22 protein-coding genes and 1 tRNA gene are annotated in these 24,248 nt (G+C 68.7%); 13 read left to right on the forward strand and 10 right to left on the reverse strand.

The genetic code is table 11. From position 1 onward, the window contains the following. Positions 1-34 precede the first annotated feature (34 nt). From RN607_RS01805 to RN607_RS01815, 3 genes are all read left to right on the forward strand, one after another. Complete coding sequence (locus RN607_RS01805; protein WP_313543922.1) at positions 35-1,579, forward strand: alpha/beta hydrolase; 1,545 nt, start codon at positions 35-37, stop codon at positions 1,577-1,579. Between the two features lie 34 nt (positions 1,580-1,613). Beyond that, positions 1,614-1,689: transfer RNA gene (locus RN607_RS01810), tRNA-Thr, on the forward strand. Between the two features lie 90 nt (positions 1,690-1,779). Continuing rightward, entirely contained in the window at positions 1,780-2,637 is an 858-nt protein-coding gene (locus tag RN607_RS01815; RefSeq protein ID WP_313543924.1) for a hypothetical protein, read from the forward strand. Positions 2,638-2,655: 18 nt separating this feature from the next. On the opposite strand, the gene RN607_RS01820 is transcribed toward RN607_RS01815, so the two are convergent. The 7 genes from RN607_RS01820 to RN607_RS01850 all read right to left on the reverse strand — a co-directional run bounded on the left by RN607_RS01820 (position 2,656) and on the right by RN607_RS01850 (position 6,032). Beyond that, positions 2,656-2,895, reverse strand: coding sequence for a toxin (locus tag RN607_RS01820; RefSeq protein ID WP_313543926.1), 240 nt, complete (start codon positions 2,893-2,895; stop codon positions 2,656-2,658). Continuing rightward, positions 2,892-3,155 carry a ribbon-helix-helix protein, CopG family gene (locus tag RN607_RS01825; protein WP_313543928.1) on the reverse strand — a complete coding sequence of 88 codons (264 nt, stop codon included), beginning with the start codon at positions 3,153-3,155 and terminating at the stop codon, positions 2,892-2,894. The genes RN607_RS01820 and RN607_RS01825 overlap by 4 nt, the downstream gene beginning before the upstream one ends. Before the next feature lie 343 nt (positions 3,156-3,498). Continuing rightward, on the reverse strand, positions 3,499-3,726 hold the full coding sequence (locus RN607_RS01830; RefSeq protein ID WP_313543930.1) for an RNA-binding S4 domain-containing protein: 228 nt from the start codon (positions 3,724-3,726) through the stop codon (positions 3,499-3,501). A gap of 67 nt (positions 3,727-3,793) precedes the next feature. Beyond that, complete coding sequence (locus RN607_RS01835) at positions 3,794-4,366, reverse strand: sulfocyanin-like copper-binding protein (protein ID WP_313543931.1); 573 nt, start codon at positions 4,364-4,366, stop codon at positions 3,794-3,796. Next, positions 4,363-4,647, reverse strand: coding sequence for an SHOCT domain-containing protein (locus RN607_RS01840; protein WP_313543933.1), 285 nt, complete (start codon positions 4,645-4,647; stop codon positions 4,363-4,365). The genes RN607_RS01835 and RN607_RS01840 overlap by 4 nt, the downstream gene beginning before the upstream one ends. Before the next feature lie 146 nt (positions 4,648-4,793). Continuing rightward, positions 4,794-5,417: a CueP family metal-binding protein gene (locus RN607_RS01845; RefSeq protein ID WP_313543935.1), complete on the reverse strand. Its 624-nt coding sequence runs from the start codon at positions 5,415-5,417 to the stop codon at positions 4,794-4,796. A gap of 186 nt (positions 5,418-5,603) precedes the next feature. Then, positions 5,604-6,032, reverse strand: a complete 429-nt coding sequence (locus RN607_RS01850; protein WP_313543936.1) for a hypothetical protein — start codon at positions 6,030-6,032, stop codon at positions 5,604-5,606. 161 nt (positions 6,033-6,193) lie between these two features. Between RN607_RS01850 and RN607_RS01855 the strand changes: the two genes are divergently transcribed. Beyond that, positions 6,194-6,658, forward strand: a complete 465-nt coding sequence (locus RN607_RS01855) for a DUF2871 domain-containing protein (protein WP_313543938.1) — start codon at positions 6,194-6,196, stop codon at positions 6,656-6,658. Positions 6,659-6,713: 55 nt separating this feature from the next. On the opposite strand, the gene RN607_RS01860 is transcribed toward RN607_RS01855, so the two are convergent. Both RN607_RS01860 and RN607_RS01865 read right to left on the reverse strand, forming a co-directional pair. Beyond that, positions 6,714-7,886 (reverse strand): 4-hydroxybenzoate 3-monooxygenase, encoded by a 1,173-nt coding sequence (locus RN607_RS01860; protein ID WP_313543940.1) that lies wholly within the window; start codon positions 7,884-7,886, stop codon positions 6,714-6,716. A gap of 123 nt (positions 7,887-8,009) precedes the next feature. Continuing rightward, positions 8,010-8,762 carry an IclR family transcriptional regulator gene (locus RN607_RS01865; RefSeq protein ID WP_313499272.1) on the reverse strand — a complete coding sequence of 251 codons (753 nt, stop codon included), beginning with the start codon at positions 8,760-8,762 and terminating at the stop codon, positions 8,010-8,012. Positions 8,763-8,801: 39 nt separating this feature from the next. Between RN607_RS01865 and RN607_RS01870 the strand changes: the two genes are divergently transcribed. Further along, entirely contained in the window at positions 8,802-9,446 is a 645-nt protein-coding gene (locus RN607_RS01870) for a nucleotidyltransferase domain-containing protein (RefSeq protein WP_313543942.1), read from the forward strand. A gap of 22 nt (positions 9,447-9,468) precedes the next feature. Here the strand turns inward: RN607_RS01870 and RN607_RS01875 are convergent, their stop codons facing one another. Further along, complete coding sequence (locus RN607_RS01875) at positions 9,469-10,386, reverse strand: LysR family transcriptional regulator (RefSeq protein WP_313543945.1); 918 nt, start codon at positions 10,384-10,386, stop codon at positions 9,469-9,471. Positions 10,387-10,491: 105 nt separating this feature from the next. Here RN607_RS01875 and RN607_RS01880 point away from each other — a divergent pair, with 105 nt between their 5' ends. The 8 genes from RN607_RS01880 to RN607_RS01915 all read left to right on the forward strand — a co-directional run bounded on the left by RN607_RS01880 (position 10,492) and on the right by RN607_RS01915 (position 24,242). Beyond that, on the forward strand, positions 10,492-11,484 hold the full coding sequence (locus tag RN607_RS01880) for an amidohydrolase family protein (protein ID WP_313543947.1): 993 nt from the start codon (positions 10,492-10,494) through the stop codon (positions 11,482-11,484). Position 11,485: 1 nt separating this feature from the next. After that, positions 11,486-12,865 (forward strand): protocatechuate 4,5-dioxygenase subunit alpha/beta, encoded by a 1,380-nt coding sequence (locus RN607_RS01885; RefSeq protein ID WP_313499283.1) that lies wholly within the window; start codon positions 11,486-11,488, stop codon positions 12,863-12,865. Then, positions 12,862-13,818, forward strand: coding sequence for a Gfo/Idh/MocA family oxidoreductase (locus tag RN607_RS01890; RefSeq protein ID WP_313499286.1), 957 nt, complete (start codon positions 12,862-12,864; stop codon positions 13,816-13,818). Before RN607_RS01885 ends, RN607_RS01890 begins: the two co-directional genes overlap by 4 nt. Next, positions 13,815-14,831, forward strand: a complete 1,017-nt coding sequence (locus RN607_RS01895) for an aldo/keto reductase (protein WP_313499289.1) — start codon at positions 13,815-13,817, stop codon at positions 14,829-14,831. The genes RN607_RS01890 and RN607_RS01895 overlap by 4 nt, the downstream gene beginning before the upstream one ends. Before the next feature lie 33 nt (positions 14,832-14,864). Beyond that, positions 14,865-15,929 (forward strand): tocopherol cyclase family protein, encoded by a 1,065-nt coding sequence (locus RN607_RS01900; protein WP_313543949.1) that lies wholly within the window; start codon positions 14,865-14,867, stop codon positions 15,927-15,929. A 243-nt stretch (positions 15,930-16,172) separates the two neighbouring features. Continuing rightward, complete coding sequence (locus tag RN607_RS01905; RefSeq protein WP_313543951.1) at positions 16,173-21,851, forward strand: prealbumin-like fold domain-containing protein; 5,679 nt, start codon at positions 16,173-16,175, stop codon at positions 21,849-21,851. A 121-nt stretch (positions 21,852-21,972) separates the two neighbouring features. Further along, positions 21,973-22,527, forward strand: coding sequence for a PadR family transcriptional regulator (locus tag RN607_RS01910; protein WP_313499298.1), 555 nt, complete (start codon positions 21,973-21,975; stop codon positions 22,525-22,527). 38 nt (positions 22,528-22,565) lie between these two features. Next, positions 22,566-24,242, forward strand: a complete 1,677-nt coding sequence (locus RN607_RS01915) for an ABC1 kinase family protein (protein WP_313543953.1) — start codon at positions 22,566-22,568, stop codon at positions 24,240-24,242. Positions 24,243-24,248: the final 6 nt, after the last annotated feature.

Raw genomic sequence — 24,248 nt, forward strand, 5'->3', positions numbered from 1 at the left:
CGAGTGCCGGTCAGGTTCGACTAGTTTGGGCGCTATGACTCCTCGTCGCCGCGCCCTGGGGGCCGCCATCGCCGTGCCCCTCCTCCTGCTCACGGCATGCACGGGCGGGACGGACGCGACGCCGTCGGCGAGCGTGGACACCGGAAACGGCGCGCCATCCACCTCGGCTCCGGCCGACTCGTCCCGCTTCTACGAGCAGCAGCTCTCATGGAGCACGTGCGGCGATCTCGAGTGCGCCATGGTGGAGGTGCCTCTCGACTGGACGGACCCGGCTGGCGACACGATCAAGCTCGCGATCAACCGGTCGCAGGCGACGGACGCGAGCAAGCGCATCGGCTCCGTGCTCATCAACCCTGGCGGTCCTGGCGGCTCGGGCCTGGACTTCACCGACTACTTCCTGTCGTATGCGGGCGCCGACCTGACGGCCGCGTACGACGTCGTCGGATTCGACCCGCGTGGGGTCGGCAAGTCCAACGGCATCTCCTGCGGCGACGCCGAGACCCTCAACGCGTTCTACGTGACGGACTACTCGTACGACACGGAGGAGGACCTCGCGGCCGCAGCGAAGCGCAACGCGGACTTCGCCGCAGGCTGCGAGCAGATCTCGGGCGACATCATGGCGAACATCGACACGGTGTCTGCTGCTCGGGACATGGACGTGATCCGTGCCGTGCTCGGCGACGACTCCCTCAACTACATGGGCTTCAGCTACGGCACCCAGCTGGGCGCCACCTATGCGGCGCTGTACCCCGACACGGTGGGCCACGTCGTGCTCGACGGCGCCGTCGACTTCCTCCTGGACGATACCGACCAGGCGAAGGGCCAGGCGGCAGGCTTCGAGCAGGCGCTCACCAGCTTCATCGACTACTGCGAGGCGCAGCAGTCGTGCCCGCTGTCGTCGGATGTGGAGACGGCACGCCAGCAGATCGGCGACCTCGCGCGTCAGGCGCGGGAGACCCCGTTGCCCACCGGCCAGGACGGCGTCACCGTCAACGGCAACCTCATGGTCTACGGCATCGTCGTCACCCTGTACTCGGAGGACAGTTGGGACTACCTGATCCAGGCGTTGCAGGAGGTGTACAGCCAGGGAACGGCCTCAGTGTTCTATCAGCTGGCAGGCTTCTACCTCGATCGCGACGCCACCACCGGGGAGTACACGTCCAACGCCAACGAGGCGTTCACCGCGATCAACTGCCTGGACAGCCCCGAGCTCGACACGTGGACCATGGACGACCAGACGCAGCTCACGGCCGTGCTTGAGGAGGCGTCGCCCACGTTCGGCTGGTGGTTCGCGGCCGGCGGGGGCTGCAGCGGCTGGCCCTGGGCCGCGCACCAGACCATCGACTCGCTCGACTACCCCACGGATGCGAACCCGATCCTCGTGGTCGGCACCACGCGCGACCCTGCGACGCCGTACCAGTGGGCGCAGAACCTCACCGACGAGCTCGGCAACGCCCAGCTGTTGACGTACGACGGCGACGGGCACACCGCCTACGGCCGCTCCAACAGCTGCATCCTGGACGCCGTCGACAGCTTCATGGTGGACGGCACGATGCCGGATTCGGGTTTGGTCTGCTGACCCTGTAGGATGTCTCCGCGCCCTCGTGGCGCAGGCCGCCTTAGCTCAGTCGGCAGAGCGATTCACTCGTAATGAATAGGTCAAGGGTTCGATTCCCTTAGGCGGCTCCATCGAGAAGGCCCCGGTCCGTGAGGATCGGGGCCTTTCGCGTGCCGCGGCGCATCCGCGTGGCGTGGGTCGTGCGGTTCTATGCTTCCGGCGTGAGCAACGGCGAGAGCGCGACATGCGTGTGGCGCGTGCGATGGTGGATCAGGGTCGGCCTCGTAGCGTTCTGGGTGCTTCTGGCCTGGCAGTTGTATCTCGACTACGGTTTCGTGGCTGCCGGTGAGATGGACCCGGTCGAGATCCGAAATGGGTGGATTTTTCAGGTCGGGTTCGCGCTAGTGATCTGGTCCGTGACGTTCCGTCCGTACATCGCGGTCGGGCCGCATGAGGTGGTGGTGCAAGGGGTGACCCGGCGTCGGGTCTTCGCCAAGGACGCGCTGGTCGAGGTCGAGCCGACTGCGTATGGCCTGCGGTTCCTGGATTCTGAAGGGCGTAGCTTCACGAGTCTCGTATGCCAGAACACCTGGGCGCGCAACGAGCCGCGGTGGTGCGATGTCGCGGAGGCGGCGCTCGGCGAGCGGTCCCGGCCCTGGCGAGGTCGCGACACGCCTCCGAGTCAGTTCGCCGATGTTGCGCTCCGGGCTCGGCTTCTCGACGCGTCTTCTGGGCTGGAGGAGATCGGTCTCAATGCGGATGCTTCGGTCTGGCGTCTGCGGCGTTCTGCAACCGGGACGGCACTGGAGCTTGAGGATTGGGCTGGGATGGTCCTTGTGACGTTCGGCGACGGCGACCACGTCACCGAGGTCATCGATAGCGAGTCGCTGGCTCGGTTGCTGGCGGTGTTCGGTCGAGGTGAGCTGACCGCGCGGCACTGGCGCTGGCGTTGGATGAGTGGCTGCTTCCTCGTGGACGCGGAGGGCGCGTCGCCCGACGTGCCACGCAAAGAGACGCGGTTTGACCGTTGGATCGTGCGCCGTGCGACCTACGAGGTTGAGTCGGTGCCCGTTCTATGAAGACGTCGCTGAGTGTGCTCAGGGCAGCGGATCAAGCAGCTGCGGGCGAGCTGTCATCGCATGGATGATGAGCTCGTTGCCGGAGTCGAACGTGAGGACGACGGTCTTCAGCAGGCGGCCGCGGGCGCCGAATCCGAGCCGCGGTTGGCGTGCGGGCGAGTCATCGTCGAGGTCCTCAACCCAGAGCGGAAACGAGGCGGCCTGGACCGCGTCGTCCTCGGAGATCTCGTGCTCCAGTGCTGAGACGTGGACCTTCACGCGGTGAGCTTGCCCAGCGCGTCGCGGATCAGGTCTGAACGCGTCTTGTGCTCTGCGGCGGCGCGCGCGTCGAGCGCTGCGACCTCGTCGGGCGTCAGACGCAGTGCGATCACCTGCGAGGCCTCTGCGCCACGGCCAGGGCGTCCCCGGCCGCGCTTCTTGAGCGCCCTCATGTCGTAGCCGCGTTCGGCCTCGGCGGCCCACGCTTCGATCTGCTCTTCAGTGACCGGGATGCCGTTGATGGTCTCTCCCTCGTCCATGAGAAAATCGTAATACGAAAATCAGGTGGCGGCCAGGGCTGGTCGAGTCACTTGCCCGCTACTTGCCCAAACTGAGTCGCGATCCGCAACTAGAACACCGTTCCGACCTTGCGATGCCTACGAGTCGTGCTGTGCATCGGGGTTCGAATGCCCTCGTCATGAATAGGTCAAGGGTTCGATTCCCTTGGGCGGTTCCCACACGAACGACCCGGTCTCGGTTGGCGGGTTCTAGCGATCCCCGCAACACCCTGACTTGAGGGAGCTGGGGGGATCGTGTCGTTTGAGGAGTTGAAGGCTCAGTTCTTCGAGGCACTGGAGCAGCGAGAGGGAGACATCTCGGCGGTTACTTGCTGACGCGGGCGCCGCGTCCGCGCAAGGTCACGATGTCGCCAGCCTGAAGCTGCCGCCCGCGCCGCAGGTCGACCTCGCCGTTCAGCCGCACCTCGCCCGCGCGGATCGCGTCCTTCGCCTCCCCACCGGAGTCGACGAGCCCGGCGAGCTGGAGGAACTGGCCCAGGCGGATGCCTTCGCCGTGGGTGGGGACGTCGTCGATCGGAGCTGAGGTCGCCATGTCCGCATGTTAGCCGGGTGCGTCGCGCCCGTCGGTGCGGTCGCCGAGGCGCGAGTGTGTCGGCACCTCAGCGGACCACGAGCAGCGTGTACATGCCTGCGGCATAGTGGCCGTCGATGTTGCAGACGAGCTCGTATCGACCCGGCGCGAGGTCCAGCGTGACCCAACCGCTCGCCCCGGGCGTGATCCCTGAGCCCTCGCCCTCAGCGTTCGTGGCCGACGCCTCACCGAGGCTGTCGGACTCGTCCACGCTGCCGTCGGACAGCACGGGGCGCTGGCCGACCTGCTGGCCGTCTGCGAGGGGAAGGATCACGAGCTCATGGTCGATCGTGCCGTCGTTGATGAGGTGGAGGGTGACGGTGCCGGCGTCGACGCTGAGCGTCGACGAGCGGAGCATCATGCGGGTGTTGGCGCGGCCCATCATCATGCCGCGTCCGGACATGTCCATCGCGTACACGTCGACGACCGTGCCGGGGAGGTCGCTGTCATCGATCCTCTGAGAGTCGGTGCTGATCGCGAGTCGTGAGGCCGTGCTCGAGGTGGTGATGCCTCCGCCGAAGGCCCACGCCATCGAGGCGGCGAGGACGGCGACCGCGGCGATGAGGCTCGCGATGGTCCAGGCGCGCTCGGTGCGGGTCACTTCGGCTCTCCGCGCGTCTCGCGGATGGCGTCGCGGGACGCTTTGTAGGTCTCGACGTCGATCTCTCCGGTGGCGAGTCGACGATCGAGGATCTCGAGGGCGGACTCGTTCGGCGGCTTCGGCGCGAGGGTCGTCGCCTGCAGAGTCGCGCTCGGCTGTGCGTTCCGGTGGGTCGCCAGGCGGATCGCGAGCCACACGATCACGCCGATCAGCGCCAGCCACAGGATGCCCATCCCGAACCATGCGAGGCCGCTACCGCCCGCGCCGTACATGCCCATCATGGTCGTGCCCTCTCGTGTCGTCTGCGCTTCACTCTGCGCGCATGCGGTGAAGGCGAGCCCGCGCGGACGGTGAAGATCTGATGAAGATGCGGCCGTCCGCGTCCGATGAGCGGCAGAGGGCGGCATCGGACGCGGACGGCGTGCGGTCAGGCGAGCTGCATCGTGGTGACGCAGGTCGCGTCGTCGCTGTTCCGTGTCGACACGTCCTGGGTGGCCGACTTGCCCTCGTGCTCGATCGTCACCGTGGCGTCGATGTCGCGCGGCAGCCACACGCCCACGAAGCCGTTGTCGAACGTGGTGCGAGTCTCGTCGACGAGCACCTCGCCGGTGGAATCGTCGGTGATGGTCATGTGCACGTCGGCGCCCTGCATCTCCCCGGTGCACGTGGTGAGCGAGTGGTAGTAGCAGTCGTGGTTCGAGGACTCGTACGGCGCGAACGAGACGTAGAAGGCGTCGTCGGGCATGGGCAGCGAGACCTGGGTCTGGTCCGCGGTCGTGATCACGAGCTCGTCGGGGCGGATCGAGGCGGTGAACGCGGTGGATCGATCGGTGAGCGGGGTTGCGTCCAGCTCGTCGATGATCTGACGGGCGTCGAGCCCTCCGAGTCCGAGCTCTTCCATCGCCGCGTCGGCGGCGGCGGTGCCTGGGACTGCGATGGTGGGCAGGTCGGAGTCGGCTGTCGAGCAGGCGGTGAGCATGAGTGCGGCGCTCAGGGTGAGGGCGGCGGTGAGGATTCGCGCCGGGGTGCGGCGGGTGTTGCGCTGAGACATGGGTGGTCCTTCGTATGTGACGGTTCTGTGTGGTCCGTGCCGCGCGACCGGGGGCCGGGCGGCGTCGCGACGTGCGCGGCTGAGGCTGCGCAGGGTCGCGTGGGCCGACGCGGGCAGAGCGGTGTGCTCGGGCGTCGGTGGTCGGAGCTCAGGTGGGATCGGGCGCAGTCGCCGGATCCGTGACTGTCACGTACGGCTGATCCCCAGGGCGTGCAGGTCCGGCAGCCGCGGCATCGTGGTGGGTGCTGCGTGTGCCACGAAGGTGCGCCGTCGGCTTCTGGTCGGCGCGGTCGTCGGCCGGGGAGCGAGGCGTGGGACCGCGAGGATCACCAGCAGCATCAGCACTGTGGCGCACGCGAGCGCGGCGCCGCCCGCGGTCGGGCTGCAATCCTCGCAGCTGGTGCCTTCCGAGGGGTGCGCCCCGGGTGTCGCGAGGTCGAGCGGCTGCATCGCTGCCGGCGTGGCCATGGAAGCCGACTGGTGGTCCGCGTAGCTGCCTGCGTGGTGCGACAGCAGGCCGACGACGGCGGTGAGCGCCAGCAGCACGCCGAGCATGGCGACGCGTGCTCGCGCACGGGGGCGGGAGCGCCGCTGGGCCTGCCGGGTGCCTTTCATCGTCCGTCAGCCTAGAAGACGGGAGCGTGGCGCCGCCCGGGACGTGGGGCCTGCCCCGGCGCGTTGACTTTGTCGACACCCGAGTTGATAAGATGTCGACACGCCTGTCGACAACCTGCCGCCGGGTGTCGACAGCCCCCGGTCACCCGAAAGGACCTCCCATGCAACGACTGTTCACGGCCGCCTTCATCTACGCCATCGCCGGACTCGGCTCTGGCCTGTACTACCGCGAGCTGACCGTCGCGAACAACTTCCCAGAGGATGGGCAGACGATGCTCAGCGGCGTGCACACCCACTTCCTCGCGCTCGGCATGATCGTGCTGTTGGTGGTGCTCGCGCTCGACAAGCTGTTCCGGCTCTCGGACAGCCGGCTGTTCGGCTGGTTCTTCTGGGTCTACAACGTCGCCCTGGTGGTGACCGCAGGCATGATGACGTGGCACGGCACGCTCACTGTGCTGGGCAAGGAGTCGAACGCAGCCATCGCCGGTACCGCGGGACTCGGGCACATGGCGATGACCGGTGCGTTCATCCTGCTGTTCCTCGCGCTAGGCAAGGCGCTCAAGCGGGATCGCCGCGTCGGTTCGGAGGTCGCCGAGGCGTCGAAGACCGCGGTGCTCGCGTCCTGACCGGAGACGCGAGGATCTCGGTCCGTGCTGCGACCGGGGCCTTCCGGGCGCCGTCTCAGCCCAACGGCCACCCGGTGTAGCCCTCGGCGAGGTAGGCGCGTCCTGCCTCCGACTCGACCACGGACCGGAGCTCGCCGAGCTGGCGCTCGCGATCGAAGTCGGACGCGTCGGGGGTCGTGTGCAGCATGCTCGTCATCCACCAGGAGAAGTGCTGCGCCTTCCAGATGCGGTCTCGGGCGGCATCCGCCCATCCGTCGATGAGCGTGCTGTCCGAGCGCGTCAGGAGCGCTTCGAGCGCGCGGGCGAGCAGGATCACGTCGGCGACGGCGAGGTTCATGCCCTTCGCGCCGGTCGGGGGCACGGTGTGGGCGGCGTCGCCGACGATCGCGAGGCGACCGTGCCTCAGCTCCCGGGCGACGAAAGAGCGGAAGCGCAGCACGTCGCGCTGGAAGATCGGGCCCTCGACCAGCGTCACCCCGGGCACCCGCTGCTGCAGGATGTCCCAGATCTGGTCCTCGGTCATCGCGGTCGGGTCGGTCTCGGGGTCGCACTGGAAGTACATGCGCTGCACGTCGGGGGAGCGCTGGCTGATGAGCGCGAAGCCGTGGGGCGAGTTCGAGTAGATGAGCTCCGGAGCGCTGGGTGCGGCCTCGCACAGGATGCCGAACCACGCGAACGGGTACTCGCGGAAGAGCCCGTCGTGGGAGCCGCTGATCTCGCGGCGGACCACCGAGTGGGAGCCGTCGGCGCCGACCACGAAGTCCGCCTCGATCTCCAGCGTCGTGCCGTCCGAGTGCTCGGCGACCACGCGGGGGCGGGTGGTGCCCCCGTCCTCGACGGCCATGGCGGTGACTCCGAAGCGGAGGTCCTGTCCGGCCTCGAGCCGTGCTGCGATCAGGTCCTTCAGCGCTTCGTGCTGCGGGTAGAGCCACACGGAGCGGCCGGTGAGGCCGGGGAAGTCGATCCTGTGGCCGGCCTCGTCGAAGCGGAGCTCGATGCCGTCGTGACGCATCCCGACGGTGTGTGCCCGTGAGCCGGGGAGGCGCGCGAGCAGGTCCACGGTGCCCTGCTCGAGGATCCCGGCGCGGATGGTGTTCTCGATCTCGTCGCGCGAGCGCTGGTCGATGATGATCGAGTCGATGCCTGACTCGGCGAGCAGGTGTGAGAGCACGAGGCCCGCAGGTCCTGCTCCGACGATGGCGACCTGGGTGGGGACTGTCGAGGTCACGGTGTCTCCTTTGGCACGGTGTCTTCGGTGGCGCCGCGTCGTCGTTGACGTGGCGCGTCGCCATTGTGCGGCGGTTCGTCGACCAGATTGTCACCAATTCCCGTTCAATGGGATTCGGATCGCTCAGCTGTCGCGTGTCAGAGCACGCTCGACCTCGTGGGCAGCCCGGTGCAGCGCATCCAGAGCGACGCCTGTCGCCGCATCGCGCGGCAGCACGACGGACAGCGCCGCCGTCGCGCGTCCGGCGCGATCCAGCACCGGGACGGCCACGCCGGTGGAGACCTCCTCGATGGACCCGGGCGCGATCGCGTGTCCGAGCCGCCGCACCTCCGCGAGCTTGCGGCGGACGACCGCAGGATCTGTCGGGGTCATCGCGGTCAGGCGCCGCAACTGCTGGGTGAGGACGCGCTCCTGCAGCTCGTGATCGCCGAAGGCGAGCAGCACCAGGCCCGAGGACGACGCGTGCAAGGGGAGCCGTCCCGCGATGCGGGTGATGTTCGCGCCGGCGTCAGGATCGCTGAGCCGTTCGAGGAACAGCGCCTCGTCCTGCTCGAGGATCGCCAGCTGCGTGTGCTCGCGCACGCGCGCCTGCACGCGCTCCATCGCGGGCAGTGCCGCCTGTCGCACCCGCAGCGCGAGCGATGACCGGGTGGCCAGCTCCCACAGTCGCAGGCCGACGCTCACACGGCCCTCGCCGTCGCGGTCGAGCAGCCCGGCGGCCACCAGGTCCGCGACGACTCGGTGGGCGGTGGACGACGGCAGGCCCGCGCGGCGTCCGATCTCCGCGGGGGTCTGCACCGTTCGCGTCGGTGTGAACGTCTCGAGCACGCGGACCAGGCGGCCGGTCACCGAGTCGCCGGAGGGGGAGTTCGCCACAGCCGCAGGATGCCACAGTGGGCGCGGTAGCCTCTGAGCATGTCGACGACGACGCCGGCCCCGCGTTGGGCGCCCTTGACGGTCGAGCAGGTCGCGGGCCTGCTCGGTGCTGCCGACGCTCGCTGGTGGCTCTCGGGCGGGGCTGCGCTCGACCGCTGGCTCGGCGCCCCGATCCGCGAGCGCGAGAACATCGACGTGAGCACGATCCCGAGCGACCTCGACACGGTCCTGGCCGCGCTGCCGCCGACGTTCAGCGCGTGGGTCCCGGACGGCACAGCGCTGATCCCGATCGCGGACGCCGCGGAGGACGCCGAGCTGCAGCCGGTCCTGATCCATGACGACGACGCGGACGCCTGGGTGCTGCGGGTCAACGTGGAGGACGGCTCGCGTCGGGCCTGGATGTACCGCAGGGATGCACGTCTCCAGCTCCCGTGGGAGCAGGTCGTCCTGGATGTGGACGGTGTGCCGACGGGTGCGCCGGAGGTGCAGCTGCTGTGGAAGTGCTTCAGTCCTCGTCCTGAGGACGACGCGGACAAGGACGCCGTCGTCCCCCGCCTGTCCGACGAGGCGCGGGCGTGGTGGGAACAGCAGCTGCTGCGGATTCACCCGCACTCGTCGTGGACGATCCCGGTGCGCAGCCCCATGTTCCCGGCGCGACCGAGCTGGAACCGTCCCGCCCGCTGAGCCTCGTCGTCGGTGAGGGCGGTCAGCGCTGTGCGTCGTCGGTGAACTCGCCGCTGGCGACGGCGTGCAGCACGAGGCGCCGGAACCACCGCTGGGCGGGTGACAGGTTCATCTCGCGGCGGGTGTAGAGGGCGACAGGCGAGCTGGTGCCCGGCCACGGCAGGTCGGCGGTCTGCAGATCGGGGAACCAGCCGCAGAACACGTCGGCGACGTGGCGCGGCAGGAGCGCGACCAGGTCCGTCGAGACGAGCACGGCTGGCACCGTCGAGTGCTCCTCGACGGTGAGTGCCACCTGCGGGACGAGGCCGTGCTCCACGAGTGCCTGCTTGGGGAACACGTGGCCGCCGCGGGCGGACACCCGGATGAAGCGTCGTCCCTGGAACATGTCCGGCGCCGTGGGCGGGAGGGGGTGGGTGCGCGACGTGAGCGCGACGTACTCGACGCCTCGTACCGGTGTGCGCCACAGCCGCGCGGAGTCCATGACGGACACGGTGAGCGCCACGTCGATCACGCCGCGCACCAGCTCCTCCTCGGCGACGTCGGCGTCGAGGCGCTTGACCACCAGGTGAGGAGAGGCGTGCAGGCGCGTGAGCGACGCCATGATCGGCGGCAGGAAGGTCTGCTCGCCGATCGAGGTGAGTCCCAGGACCAGCTCGCCGTCGAAGCCTGCCGGGTCGAAGTCCGCGCGGTCGGTGACGGTCGCGTCGATCTGCGCGAGCGCTTCATGAAGCGGGCCGAACAGCTGCGTGGCGCGGGGCGTGGGCACCATGACGTGACCCTCGCGGCGGAACAGGTCGTCTCCGAACCGCTTGCGCAGGCGCGCGAGGGTGTAGCTGACGGTGGGCTGGGTGACGTGCAGGCGGTCGGCGGTGCCGGTGAGGCTGCGCATCTCGTAGAGCACGACGAACGTGCGGAGCTGGTTGAGATCTGCCAGTGCCATGCATCGATTCTCTCTATGCGGCGTTGCTGTCGAATCTATTGGACCACAGTCGTAGGGCGTGCCTATAGTCAGGAGCGAGAACTGCTAGTGACAAGGACGCCACTCGTGATCACCGATACCCCCGGTCGTGACACGCCTGCCGCTCAGGCCGACGCCACTGCGACGACCCACGGCCAGACGACAGGCGGCTTCGACAAGACGCCGGGTTGGCTCGACTGGTACGACGGCCCCACCGCGCCCACCTTCCGCCTCCCGGACGGCGCGGTCGACGCGCATTGCCACGTGTTCGGTCCCGGCGGGCAGTTCCCCTTCGCCCCGGAGCGCAAGTACACCCCGTGCGACGCGTCGGCCGAGCAGCTGTTCGCTCTGCGTGACCACCTGGGCTTCGCTCGCAACGTGATAGTCCAGGCGACGTGCCACGGCGCTGACAACCGGGCTCTCGTCGACGCCCTGAACCGCAGCGAGGGTCGGGCGCGCGGCGTGGCCACCGTGCGGCGCGACGTCACGGACGCGCAGCTCGCCGAGCTCCACGCCGCAGGCGTGCGGGGGGTGCGCTTCAACTTCGTGAAGCGTCTCGTCGACCGTGTGCCCACCGACTCGCTCAAGGAGACCGTCGAGAGGATCGCCCCGCTCGGCTGGCACGTCGTCATCTACTTCGAGGCCGAGGACCTGCCCGACCTCTACGACTTCTTCTCCAGCATCCCGACCGACGTCGTCGTCGACCACATGGGACGGCCCGACGTGACGAAGGACCCCGACGGGCCGGAGTTCGGCCTATTCCTCCGCTTCATGCGCGAGAACCCGAACGTGTGGACCAAGGTGACGTGCCCTGAGCGGCTCTCCGTCACGGGCCCGCGCGCTCTCGACGGCGAGCAGCACGCCTACACGGATGTGGTGCCGTTCGCCCGACGTGTCGTCGAGGAGTTCCCCGACCGCGTGCTGTGGGGCACCGACTGGCCCCACCCGAACCTCAAGGACCACATGCCCGACGACGGGCTGCTGGTCGACCACATCCCCCGGATCGCCACGACGCCCGACCTGCAGCACCGGCTGCTCGTCGACAATCCCCAGCGCCTGTACTGGCCGGAAGGAGCATGACATGGTTCTCGACAAGCCCTACAAGAACATCCCCGGCACGATCATCTTCGATGCCGAGCAGGCCCGGAAGGGCTACCACCTCAACCAGTTCTCCATGTCGTTGATGAAGCCGGAGAACCGTGAGCGCTACCTGGCCGACCGCGCCGCCTACGTGGACGAGTGGCCGCTGACGCCCGCGCAGAGGCAGGCCGTGCTCGACCTGGACCTCAACGCGATGATGGCCGAGGGCGGCAACATCTACTTCCTGTCCAAGATCGGCGCCACGCACGGCATGAGCTTCCAGCAGATGGCCGGCTCCATGACGGGCATGAGCGAGGCCGCGTACCGCGACATGATGGTCGGCGGCGGCCGTCGGCCCGAGGGCGTGCGCCTCAAGGACCTGGACGGCTGGGAGCCCCCGTCGAACGAGAAGGCCACGACGATGCGACCGGACGCCCCGGCCGTCTACACCTCGGCCCTGTTCACCTCACACGTGCCCGCGATCGGCGCCGCGATGGACATGGGCAAGACCGAGGAGCCGTACTGGAAGAAGATGTTCGCCGGCTACGAGTGGACCCGCCGATGGGCCAAGGAGAACACGCCCGACGTGATCATCCTGGTCTACAACGACCACGCCACCGCGTTCGACTCGAACATCATCCCGACGTTCGTGCTGGGCACGGGTGCGTACTATCCGGTCGCCGACGAGGGCTACGGGCCGCGCCCCGTGCCGGATGTGCACGGCCACCCGGAGCTCGCCGCGCATATCGCGCAGTCCGTGATCCAGGACGACTTCGACCTCACCCTGGTCAACGAGATGGTCGTCGACCACGGGCTCACCGTGCCGCTGTCGCTCGTGTTCGGCGACGTGGACGAGTGGCCGTGCAAGATCATCCCGCTGCCCGTCAACGTGGTGCAGTACCCGGTGCCGTCGGGTCGTCGCTGCTACGAGCTGGGCAAGGCGATCCGCCGCGCGCTGGACAAGTGGGACGGCGAGCCGCTGAACGTGCAGATCTGGGGCACCGGCGGCATGAGCCACCAGCTCCAGGGTCCGCGCGCCGGCCTGATCAACGAGGAATGGGACAACGCGTTCCTGGACCACCTCATCGCCGACCCGCTGGGGCTGACGGAGTGGCCGCACATGGAGTACGTGGACGAGGCCGGGTCCGAGGGCATCGAGCTGGTGGACTGGCTGATCGCCCGCGGAGCGATGGACGACCAGTTCGAGGGCGGCGCGCCGACGGTGGACCACCGCTTCTATCACGTGCCCGCCTCCAACACGGCGGTCGGTCACCTGGTGCTGAGCAACCCGGTCCGCCCCGGCGACGCCCAGGCCGTGGCGGCGGGGCAGACTGAGGGCGCGCAGGCGAACGATCCCGCGCAGGAGGTGGTGCACGCGTGACGAGCGACAGGACACGGATCGCCGTCGTCGGCGCTGCAGGCGCCTTCGGACGCAAGCATCTCGACGGCCTCATGAACATCCCCGACGCCGAGGTCACGGTGGTCAGCGGCACCAGACCCGAGCCGACGCAGGCGGTGGCCGACAAGTACGGGGTGCCGGCGGCCGTCGTCGGCCTCGAGGAGGTCCTGACCAGGGACGATGTCGATGCCGTCATCCTCGCGACCCCCACCGGACTCCACGCGAGCCAGCTGCAGGCGGCGCTCGAGGCAGGCAAGCACGTGCAGGTGGAGATCCCGCTGGCGGACTCCTTCGCCGATGCCCAGGCGGCGCTCGCCGTCGCCGAGGCATCCGACCTGGTGTCGATGGTGGGACACACGCGTCGGTTCAACCCATCGCACCAGTGGGTGCACCAGCGGATCGCCGCCGGCGAGCTCGGCGTCCAGCAGATGGACGTGCAGACGTACTTCTTCCGACGCACGAACACGAACGCCAAGGGCGAGCCGCGCTCGTGGACGGACCACCTGCTGTGGCATCACGCCGCGCACACGGTGGACCTGTTCGCCCACCAGGCGGGCCGCATCGTCCAGGCCAACGCCATCCAGGGCCCGATCCACCCTGCGCTGGGCATCGCCATGGACATGTCGGTCCAGCTCAAGGCGGAGTCGGGCGCGATCTGCACCCTGTCCCTGTCGTTCAACAACGAGGGTCCGTTCGGCACGTTCTTCCGCTACATCGGCGACACCGGCACCTACATCGCCCGGTACGACGACCTGGTGGATGGCAACGAGCAGCCCATCGACGTCTCGCATGTCGCGGTGAGCATGAACGGCATCGAGCTGCAGGACCGCGAGTTTCTCGCGGCGATCCGCGAGGGCCGCGAGCCTCAGTCCTCCGTGGCCCAGGTGTTCGACTGCTACCGGGTGCTCGGCGAGCTGGAGGAGCAGCTCGCGTGACGTCTTCCGCGATGACGCTGCCGCGGATCGGTCTCGGCTGCATGTCGCTCAGCCACGCCTACGGCGTCGCGCCTCCTCCGGAGCAGGGTGAGCGGATGCTCCGAGAGGCTCTCGACGCCGGCGTGCGGCTGCTCGACACCGCCACGCTCTACGGCGGCGGGCGCAACGAGGAGCTCGTGGGTCGCGCCCTCAAGGGCCGCCGCGACCAGGTGGTGCTCGCCTCCAAGGGCGGCATGGCGATGGTCGACGGCGTGCGCACCATCGACGGGCGGCCCGAGACCCTGCGCGCGCAGGTCGACGCCTCGCTGACGCGGCTCGAGGTCGAGCGTATCGACCTGTACTACCTGCACCGCTGGGACCGGAACGTGCCGATCGGGGAGAGCGTCGGCGCGCTCGCGGAGGCGGTCGATGCCGGCAAGATCGGTGCGATCGGCCTGTCCGAGGTCTCGGTGGTCCGGCTTCGCGAGGCGCTGGAGGTGGCGCCCATCGCCGCCGTCCAGAACGAGTACTCGCTGTGGAGCCGCAACCCCGAGCTCGGCATGGTCGACGCGACCCGCGAGGCCGGTGTCGCGCTCGTCGCGTTCTCCCCGGTGGCCCGCGGCTTCCTGGCCGATGCGATCGCCGACCCCGACGCGCTCGCGCCGCAGGACATCCGTCGTCCGATGCCACGCTTCCAGCCCGACCACTGGCCCGCGAACGCGGCGCTGCTGCCCGCGTGGCGCGCGCTCGCGGCAGAAGCGGGGTGCACGCCCGCGCAGCTCGCTCTCGCGTGGGTGCTCTCGCGTGGCTCTCATGTCACGGCGATACCAGGGACGACGAACATCGCTCACCTGCGCGAGGACATGGCTGCGCTGCACATGACCGTCGACCTCGCGGTGCTCGCCCGAGCCGGCGAGCTGATCGACACCGCCACCGTGTCCGGGCCGCGCTACGCCGCGCAGCAGTCGGCGGAGGTGGATGCGGAGTCGTTCGACGACGACGCTCGCGGTCGCAGGCGCCCTGGCGGGTCCTGACGGTCGGAATGTGCGCTCGGGCTACTGTGAACCATGGCACCGGAGTCCCCGCTCGTCGCCGTGTCGCAGTCGCTGACGCGCACGTTCCGCACGTTCGCCGCGACCCTTCACCCGGACGGCTACCACGGCGCCTACCAAGGAGACGCGGGCTTCTTCGAGGGCTGGTACGTCAAGCTCGTGTCCGCTGACCGCAGCGCGCGAATCGCCGTCATCCCCGGCATCTTCAAGGGTGCGGACGGCGGCCCTGATGAGGCGTTCGTGCAGGTGCTCGACGGCACCACGGGCGACTCCTGGTACGAGGTCTTCGCCACGTCGGCGTTCTCTGCGGACTCCAGGGATTTCGATGTGCGGGTGGGCCCGAACACGTTCGGCGCGCGCGGGATCGCGGTGGACCTGGCCGAGTCGAGGCTGCGCGGCGACGTCCGTTTCACCACGCCCCTGGATCCGTGGCCTGTCACGCTGACGTCGCCGGGAGTCATGGGCCGCTACGCGTGGGTGCCGGTGATGGAGTGCTATCACGGGCTCGTGTCCTTCGGGCATGCCTTGGAGGGCACGCTGACGCTCGGCGACCGCGAGCTGAGCTTCGACGGAGGGCGCGGCTACCTGGAGAAGGATTGGGGCAGGGCGTTCCCGTCGGCCTACGTGTGGATGCAGACCAACCACTTCTCGGTGCCGGGCGTGAGCCTGTCCGCGTCGATCGCAGCCATACCGTGGGGTCGCACCCGCTTCCGCGGGTTCATCGTCGGGCTGCGCATGCCCGGTGAGGGTGATGGCGATCTGCACCGGTTCGCCACCTACACGGGCGCACGCACCGCGTCGCTCGAGATCGACGACGTCGAGGTCAGGTGGACCATGCGCGCTCGCTCCGGTGCGGTGCTGCGCCTTCGTGCCGAGCGTCGTCGGGGCGGACTGCTTCACGCGCCGGTGCGCACGAGCATGCATCGCCGGGTGGAGGAGACCCTCGACGCGCGTGTCCACGTGGAGCTGCGGGGGTCCGACGGTCGTGTGCTCTTCGAGGACACCGGCGAGGCGGCGGGGCTGGAGGTCCATGGCGACCATGGCGGCCTGGTCGCGATGCCAGGTCGCGGGGTCCGCTAGGGCTTCCGCACCGCGCGCCGCCCGGGCGTGTCGCGCGTGAGCGCCTCGCCCGAGACCCGTGCGGAAGTGCGATTCTCCGCCGATAACACCGCGGAAATCTAGCAGAAATCGGGACAAAACACTCTGACCCGTGCTTCAAGTGTGGCGTATATCACACGGCGGGCGTAGCGTGCGAAACAGGTCGTACGCACGATGGGGTGCCGGGGGAGGCGCTCCGCTGAGGGAGTGATGATCATGACCGCCATGGGAAGCAGCAACCCCACTTCGAGCTTCATCGGCATGCGCCGGAGCCGCAGGATGATGCCACGCCGGAGGCGAGGACCAGCCGCCGCGACGATCACCGCGCTCCTCGCAGCGACGGTGGGCGTCGGCGCGGTGGCGGCGCCAGCGGCGGCGGCCTACCCGGTCACGCCGGTCAACAGCCTCGTCCCGTCGACGAGCTTCGAGCTCGACGGCAACACCGGTGCCGACAAGGGCGGCGTCGACTGGGCCACCTTGGCCGCGGCGGGGGGCGCCCCTGTCGTCGACTCGAGCGGTGTGTACAACGGCTACACGTACCATCCGGACACGTGCCCGAACCCTGACGGGGTCACCGATGACATCGGCGACCCGCAGGGCGGAACCAAGCTCGCCGACGGGCCGATCTGGCCATCGATCGACTCGAAGGTGGGGCCTGAGAAGAGCGACCTGGCCAGCGTCGCGGTGGCCACGCAGAAGGTGCAGAACACCGTCACGGGTGGCGTCGACGACATCGTGTACGCCAACTACGAACGATGCAGCGACACGAGCGGGTCGATGATCGCGACGCTCTTCATCAACAACGGCGACAACCTCGTGCCGAGCACGGGGGGCGACGGGGACTTCCTGCTGGTCTTCGACTTCAACCCTGCGGGCAACAAGGGGCCGACGGCCGAGTTCCTCCAGTACGACAAGGCGAACCACGAGTGGAGCGACATCGGCACGGTGCCTGCCGGCATCGTCGACATGGCGCCGGGGCAGACGTTCAGCGAGGCCGGGGTCAACCTCACGTCTCTGCAAGCGTGGCTGACGAAGCAGACCCATGGCACCGCAGGGCAGTGCTACTCGCTCGACGTGGGTGGTCAGGCGGCCACCGTGTCCGGGTACTCGAAGGGCTCCCGCATCTGGGACCTCGTGAAGGGTGACACGCTGCCCGTCTCCAACTGTGCCGACATCAAGGTGACCAAGACGGCCAACGTCACGGACACCACCACGCAGTTCGGCTACGAGATCAGTCGGGCCGGCGGCGGCAACGTCTACCCGGGGCAGGCCACCCAGGACGGCACTCTGACGGTGGGCCAGAGCACCACCTGGACCGACGTCGTCTCCGGGATCGACTACCTGGTGAACGAGACGGGCAGCCTCGATCCGGGCTGGACGCTCGACACGGTCATGTGCACGTACTCCGACATCTTCACGAGCGGTGCGCCTGACAAGACGGTCACGCTGTACGACCGTTCCAAGGGCGGTGTCCAGGCGGGGGCGCAGGCGCTCGTCACCTCGAATGTGCCGGGCGTCAGCGTGAAGACGACGGAGTGCACGATCCACAACAGCTTCAGCGGGATCGAGATCGTGAAGGCCGGCTCGGGCGACCCGAACGCGGAGTTCGGCTTCACCATCGGCGACGACCCGTACACGTTCAAGCTCGGCGACGCGGTGACGATCCCGTCGACCGTCGGTGAACCCGTGACCATCAGCGAGGACACCGTCCCGAGCGACGGCCTCCCGTGGAACCTCACCAGCCTGCAGTGCGTGGGCCCCGACGGCAAGACCGCCACCGGCGACGTCAATCTCCGGGCGGGCACCGTGACGGTGACGCCCGCAGGTGAGGGTCTGATCGTCTGCACCTTCACGAACGTGCAGAAGGGCCAGCTGGTCGTCGAGAAGGCGACCCAGGGTGGCACCGGCACGTTCGTGTTCGGCGGCACCATCGCGGGCCTGGTCCAGGACCCGTCCCTCACGACCACGAAGAGCGACGGCACCGCTTCCGGCGGCACGCTCTCGGGCCTCGTCGACGGGGCTGCCAGCGGCTTCTCGGTCTCCGAGGAACCGCAGGCCGGCTGGCGCCTCGACCAGATCGCCTGCACGGACGACCAAGGCAATCCTGTGTCGGGCAGCCCGGGTGACTTCGGCATCGCCGCAGGTCAGACGGTCACCTGCCTGGCGACCAACACGAAGCTCGGCCAGATCACGTTGACCAAGCACGTCTCCGGGGTCGCCTCCGGCTACCCGTGGAGCTTCGACTTCGCCCTCGCGGCTGACGGCTACGGGCCGGACACGCAGTCCCTCTCCGGCACCGGCGACGTGTCCGACGCCTCCAAGCAGCTGATGTGGAAGGACCTCACGCCCGGCAAGACGTACACGCTCTCCGAGACCGGGGCCGACGGCTTCGACGTCACCTGGATGTGCTACGACGGCAACACCGCGCTGAGCGATGCCGATGCCAACACCGCGGGCTACCAGGTCGACGTCGTGGCGGGCTCCGACATCACGTGCACCGTGACCAACACGGCTCAGAAGTCGAACCTCACGGTCACGAAGACGGTGACCGGCGTCGCAGGCGACATGGGCTGGAGCTTCGACTTCACGCTCACCCCGAACGGTGGCGCGGGCGTCACGAAGACCGCGTCGGGCACCGGTGACGTGTCGAAGGACCTGACCTGGAGCGACCTGCTCCCCGGCGGCGTCTACACGATCACGGAGCAGGCGGACGGCGACTACACGCAGTCGCTGGCCTGCTACTACGACGGTGACCACGACACGCCTGTCACGGATCTGGTCCTTGACGACCTGGGCGTGACGTTCGAGGCAGGGTTCGACGAGAACATCGTCTGCGAGGCGGACAACGCGGCGAAGCCTGCCGACCTGACGCTCAACAAGTCGGTGTCCGGCATCGCGGCCGGCCAGGCCTGGTCGTTCACCTTCACGCTGGACCCGGCGGCCGATGGCGTCGGCGCTCAGACCGAGACCGGCTCTGGCCCGACCAGCTTCCAGCTGACCTGGTCCAAGCTGGTGCCGGGTCAGACGTACACGATCTCGGAGAGCGCGGCGACCGGCTACACGCAGAACCTCTCCTGCGACGGTGCGACCGACATCTCGCTGAGCACGACCACGGTGAGGTTCGTCGCGGACTTCGACCAGCACATCACCTGCACGGCGACCAACGTGGGCCAGGCGTCCACGCTGGAGCTGACCAAGGAGGTGCGAGGCGTGAGCGGCGGTTCGGACTGGTCGTTCGACTTCACGCTCGCGCCCTCGGCAGGAGGCGGTGGCGTGCAGACGCTGTCCGGCACCGGCAACTCCTCTGACGTCAAGACCTGGACGAACCTGGTCCCCGGCACGCAGTACGTGCTGTCGGAGGCCGTCGATGACAACTACGTGCAGCACGTCTCCTGCACCGGTGTCACCGACCTGGACAAGGTCGACACGTCGGTGACCTTCGTCGCGGGGTTCGGCCAGTCGATCACCTGCTCCGCCACCAACGAGGCGAAGCCGACGACCGTGTCGCTCACCAAGCAGGTCGACGGAGTGGCCGCCGACTTCCCGTGGAGCTTCACCTTCGGGCTGCTGACCGATGACGGCAACGGGGCGGTGCAGAGGACCATCTCCGGCATGGGCGGCGTCGAGTCCGACCCGGTGGAGTGGACGAACCTGATCCCGGGCACCGTCTACACGCTGATGGAGACAGCGGTTCCCGGCTACACCACGGACATCGTGTGCACCGGCGTGGATGATTCGGATCCGGCGGGCGACGCGGTGGTCTTCACCGCCGGCTACAACCAGCAGATCAGCTGCACCGCCACGAACACGGCGATCCCGTCGACGCTGGACCTGACGAAGACCGTGGTGGGGGTGGCGACCGGGTTCGACTGGTCGTTCGACTTCACGGTGTCGCCTGATCCTGACGGCTCGAGCACTCACACGATCACGGGCGCAGGCAGCGGCACCTCGGCGGCGACATCGTGGACGATGCTGACCCCGGGCCAGACCTACGTGGTGGCGGAGACCCCGGTCCCCGGCTACACGACGGATCTGCAGTGCACGGGTGTGACCGACACCGACGAGGTGGACAGCACGGTGACGTTCGTGGCCGGGCTGGACCAGTCCATCACCTGCGCCGCCACGAACACGGCGATCGCGTCGACCCTGGACCTGACGAAGACCGTGGTGGGGGTGGCGACCGGGTTCGACTGGTCGTTCGACTTCACCGTGTCGCCCGACCCGGATGAGTCGGGGACCCAGACCATCACAGGTTCCGGCAGCACCACGTCGGCTCCGATCTTGTGGTCGCATCTGGTTCCGGGCATGGAGTACACGGTGAGCGAGACTCCTGTCGCCGGCTACACCACGGATCTGCAGTGCACGGGTGTGACCGACACCGACGAGGTGGACAGCACGGTGACGTTCGTGGCCGGGCTGGACCAGTCCATCACCTGCGCCGCCACGAACACGGCGATCGCGTCGACCCTGGATCTGAGCAAGACGGTCGAGGGCGTCGCGGACGGTTTCGACTGGTCCTTCGACTTCGTCGTGACTCCCGATCCGGATGACTCTGCCACGCACACCCTGTCCGGTGCGGGCAGCACCACCGAGGGCCCGACCATGTGGTCCATGCTGATCCCGGGTCAGACCTACACGGTGGCGGAGACCCCGGTCGCCGGCTACACGACGGATCTGCAGTGCACGGGCGTCGAGGACTCCAACGCGGCCGACAATGCGGTGACGTTCGTGGCCGGGCTGGACCAGTCCATCACCTGCGCCGCCACGAACACGGCGATGCCGGCCGACCTGACGCTCACCAAGACGGTGTCCGGCGTGATGGACGACTACGGATGGTCGTTCGGGTTCACGCTGGATCCTGCGGCCACGGGTGGTGGCACCCAGACCGCCTCGGGCGTCGGCAACAGCTCGGCGACCCTCACGTGGTCCGACCTGGTTCCTGGTGAGACCTACACCATGACCGAGGATGCGAGCTCCGACTTCGCGCAATCCCTCATCTGCGCAGGGGTCGGGAACCTCGACGGCTCGGCAGCGACCGTCACCTTCGTGGCGGGCCTCGGCGAGCACCTCACGTGCGAGGCGACCAACGTTGCCGAGTCGTCGAGCCTCAGCCTCCAGAAGACCGTGGTCGGGGTCGACGACGGGGTGGAGTGGTCGTTCGACTTCTCGCTCAGCCCGGATGCGATGCCGCTCGGCACGCAGACGGTCGCCGGCGCGGGGAGCATGACGGCCGATCCGATCGAGTGGACGGGGCTGGTCCCGGGGCAGACGTACACCGTGAGCGAGACCGCGGTGGACGGCTACAACACCGCGATGGTCTGCGACGGAGTCGAGGACCAGGACGGAGTGCTGGACAACGGCTCGGTGACCTTCACGGCCGGCTTCGGCGAGCAAATCGTCTGCCGGGTGGTCAACGTCAAGGAGCAAGACACGCAGGTGGAAGGCGAGGGGTCCGCGAGTGTGAGCGTCACCAAGACCGTGGTGGGTGTTCCTGACGGCACGCCGTGGTCCTTCACCTTCGCGCTCAGCCCCGACGCGCTGCCGGTGGGCACGCAGACGGTGACCGGCACCGGCAGCTCGACCGCCGACCCGATCAAGTGGACCCAGCTGGTGCCCGGTGAGACCTACACGGTGAGCGAGGTGGCCGTCACGGGCTACAGCACCATCATGGTCTGCGACGGTGTGACGGATCTCGACACCGCGGACAACACGGTGACGTTCATCCCCGTCGACAAGCAGCAGGTCGCGTGCAAGGTGGTGAACGTCGCCACCGTCAAGACGCAGGTGCTGTCGGAGGGGCCGCTAGCCTCCACCGGTGCTGACATCTGGTGGCCGCTGGCCCTGGGCGCGCTGTTCGCCTCCGGCGGTGTGACGGCGCTCGCGATCCGCAGGCGCTACCTGTAAGGCATCGACGGACCCGGCGAGAAGGCTGACTCGCCGGGTCCGCTTGCGTCCGCTCGCGATCGGGGTGACACTACCGATGTATCGTTCACAGTCGTTGGCGATACATCCGAAGGAGGTCATCATGGGCTCAACGTTCCGTCCCGGCAGCCGAGGAGGCTCCGGTGCGTCCAACCCCGCAGATGCGATGTGGGACGCGATGCAGCAGATCCGCTCCGAGTTCGACAAGCGTGTAGGCACGCGCATGGGCCGTGGCGACGTGCGGGCCGCAGTGCTCGCACTCCTGGCCGAGCAGCCGATGCACGGCTACCAGATCATCCGTGAGATCGAGTCGCGGACGGATGGCCGCTGGAAGCCCAGCCCCGGCTCCGTGTATCCGACGCTCCAGATGCTCGCCGACGAGGGCCTCGTGACCGTCGAGACCGCTCAGGACCGCAAGATCTACTCGCTCACCGAGGAGGGGCGCGAGGTGGCTGCCGACGTCGCGGACAGCGTGCCGTGGGAGTCCACCGGATCGTGGGAGGGGCTCCACCTGGGCCCTGTCCCCAAGGCGGGCGTGGATCTCGCGCAGGCTGCCGCGCAGGCGGCACGCTTCGCCACCGAGGAGCAGCAGGCAGCGGTGGCCGAGGTCCTCAACGAGGCGCGACGTAAGATCTACTCGATCCTCGCGAAGGACTGACGGGACCCCGTCGGGCCGGCGGAGGACGAGGAGGCTCGATGTCCGACGCAGGCCTTGACCGCGCCCGCTATCGCCGCATCCTGCGGTTCGCTGCCGTCCAGTTCGTGGCGATGGGGTGGTACGAGCTCGTCCTGCCGAGGCTCGGGTTCCGCGCCGTCACGGAGCGTACGCGCACGGCGCGCCTGCAGCGCCTGGCGGCCCGCTTCCGGGTGATCGCGGTCGACCTGGGCGGCCTGCTGATCAAGCTGGGGCAGTTCCTGTCGTCCCGTCTGGACGTGCTCCCGCCCGAGATCACCCACGAGCTCGAGGGACTTCAGGACGAGGTTCCCGCGGCGCCGTTCGCGCAGATCAGGGAGCTCGCCGAGGCGGAGCTGGGGCTGCCGCTCGAGCACGTCTACGCGATGGTCGACGAGGCGCCGGTGGCGGCCGCGTCGCTCGGTCAGGCGTACCGCGCGAGGCTCATCCCCACGGACGCCCTGCAGGCAGGCTTCGACGACGTGGTGATCAAGGTGCAGCGGCCGGGGATCGCGGGGATCGTCGCCGTCGATCTCGCGGCGCTGCGCAGGGTCGCGCGGTGGCTGCAGCGGGTGCGGGTCATCGCGAAGCGCGTGGACATGCCCGGACTGGTCGAGGAGTTCGCGCGCGCCAGCCTGGAGGAGATCGACTACCTGCACGAGGCGCAGAACTGCGAGCATTTCGCGCAGACGTTCGCCGAGGACGACCGCGTCCGTGTGCCTGCGGTCGTGTGGGAGCGGACATCGCGACGGGTCCTCACCCTCGAGGACGTCTCCGCGATCAAGATCACCGACGTCGGGGCCTTGCGGGCAGCAAGCATCAATCCCGCCAAGGTCGCGTCGGTCTTCGCGTCCGTCATGCTGGACCAGCTGTTCGAGCACAGCTTCTTCCACGCGGACCCGCACCCGGGCAACCTCTTCGTCTCGCCGACGAAGGGCGAGGGAGGTCTGGGCTGGAGGCTCACGTTCGTCGACTTCGGCATGATGGGCGACGTCCCGCCGAGCCTCCGTACCGCCCTGCGTGCCCTGGTGCTGGCGGCGGTGGCGCGTGACGGTCGCGGCATGGTGGAGGCCATGCACGATGCGGGCGTGCTCCTGCCCACGGCGGATCGCTCGGAGCTGGAGCGGGCGGTGACCAGGGCCTTCGCTCGTTTCGGCGGGATGGGCCTCGCGGATCTCAGGAACATCGATGTGCGCGACCTGCGCGACTTCGCGCTCGAGTTCAGCGACCTGATGATCGAGATGCCGTTCCAGATGCCCGAGGACTACCTGCTGATCATCCGCGCCGGGTCGTTGACGTCGGGCGTGTGCAGCGCCCTCGACCCGTCCTTCAACGTGTGGGATGCGGTGGATCCGTACGCTCAGCGGCTGCTGCGGGGCGAGCCGGTCGAGTTCATCAGGCACTATGCGCATCAGGCGTGGGACTCGGCCGGGATCCTGTGGCGCATGCCCAAGCGTCTGGACGCGGTGCTGGGAAAGGTCGAGTCGGGGTCGCTGGCTGTGACCGTGCCGCAGATGGAGACGGCCCTCACCAGGGTCGAGCGCACGGGTCGGCGTGTGGTGTCGGCGATGATCTTCGCCGCCCTGCTGGTGGCAGGCTCGCGTCTGCATGCGGATGATCCGTTGATCGGCACAGTGCTGATGCTGGGCTCGGTCCTGCCTGGCACGCATGCGGTGTTCGGCCGACGGCGAGACCGCTGAGCCTTC

Origin of the sequence: Demequina capsici (genome assembly GCF_032102965.1) — a bacterium.
GTDB classification, from domain to species: domain Bacteria; phylum Actinomycetota; class Actinomycetes; order Actinomycetales; family Demequinaceae; genus Demequina; species Demequina capsici.